Source organism: Microvirga sp. Mcv34, from assembly GCF_024519725.1.
Taxonomy (GTDB): domain Bacteria; phylum Pseudomonadota; class Alphaproteobacteria; order Rhizobiales; family Beijerinckiaceae; genus Microvirga.
Window position 1 is genome coordinate 1 of record NZ_JALJRK010000226.1, and the last position, 1634, is coordinate 1634.

Here is a 1634-nt window from a genome sequence, read left to right on the forward strand (position 1 = left end):
GCTCCGGATGCGGCCGGTCGGCGATCACCGCCTCGAAGAAGGCCGCGACGGAGGGCCCAATCCGTTCACCCGCGGCAATCAGGCCTCGCGGGGTCCACTGGCCGTGGCGGCGATGGGCGCTCGGCATATGCTCGGCAACGGTGGTGTGGCCGCGCCGGTTGGGCGCCCGCGCATGGCTGGCGACCCGCTGGCCGTTGTGGAAGATCTCGACCGTCGCACCGGCGAGGCGCACGTCGACGAGTTCCCGGATCAGGCGGTAAGGCACGGAGTACCAGTGGCCGTCGACCTCGACATGATAGTCCGGCGCGACGCGGCAGCGCTTCCAGCGGGCGAAGACGTAGGGCTCATCCGGCAGCGCTCCCAGCCGAGGCTGGTCGATCTCGGCGAAGAGCTCGGCCCGGCTGGAGCCAAAGCCACGCATCTGGCGGGCGTTGAGGTCGACGACCAGCCTGCGGATGGTGGCATTGAGTTCGGCCAGCGAGAAGAAGCGATGGTTGCGCAGCCGGGCCAGGATCCAGCGCTGGGCGATTTGGACCGCCACCTCGACTTTGGCCTTGTCCCGGGGCTTGCGTGGGCGGGCGGCGAGGATCGCGGTGCCGTAATGGCCGGCCATCTCGGCGTAGGTGCGGTTGAGGCCGGGATCGTAGCGGTCGGGGTTGGTCACCGCCGCCTTGAGATTGTCGCAGATCACGAACTTCGGAACCCCGCCCAGAAAGGCGAACAGGTTGCTGTGCACGGCAATCCAGTCCGGCAGGGTCTCGCTCGGGCAGGCCTCGGCATAGGTGTAGTTGGAGGCGCCCATCGCCGCAACGAACAGCTTCATGGTATGGGCTTGGCCGGTCAGCGGATCGAAGACGTCGATGGTGTCGCCGGCAAAATCGACAAACACCTTCTCGCCGCCCCTGTGGGTCTGGCGCATCGTCGGGCGAACGCGCTCCTTCCAGGCCTCATAGGTGGTACAGAACCAGGTGTAGCCGAAGCCGTCGGGATGAGCGGCACGATACTCTTCCCACAGCAGCACGCGGGTCACGCCACGCCGGCGCAGCTCTTTCTCCACATAAACCCAGTCGGGGACCGGGCGTTGATCGGTCTGAGCCGAGGATGGCGCCGGAAACAGCAGGAGTTCGAGCGCCTCATCATCGAGCCCGTCCGGCAGAGGCCAGCTCAGCCCTGCCAGACGGGCGCGGCGCAGATAGCCATGAACGACGCCATTGCTGACCCCCAGCGTGCGGGCGATGACGCGTTCGGTCAGGCCCTGGGCATGTCTTAAACGAAGAACTTCTCGGATCCGGCGCATCGACAATCTCTGGGTAGGCATCGGGCCTCCTCGTGGGTTGAACGAGGCATCCCGTAGACCGGTTGAGTTGTCGGCCGAAGCGTCCCGGCACCTCCGAAAAGGTGCTCACGATCCCCTGAAATCGTTGCTCACGATGCCGCGAAATCGCTGCTCATGATCCTCTGAAATCCATGCTCACGATGCGGTGAAATCCTTGCTCACGATCACGCGAAACACGCATGTTTAACTGCAACCCGCCACCCTGGGCGCGACGCCAACATATGTCGCCGACCTGATCACCCCTCCGCGTCTATCAGGTGATCGAGGCCGGCAAGATCAAGACGTAGAACCCCACGGC

General features: G+C 65.2%; 1 protein-coding gene. It reads right to left on the reverse strand.

Annotated elements, in window-relative coordinates:
- The coding region (istA, locus tag OC446_RS30265; RefSeq protein ID WP_262032571.1) for an IS21 family transposase at positions 1-1318 on the reverse strand (1318 nt) is incomplete at its 3' end.
- Positions 1319-1634: the final 316 nt, after the last annotated feature.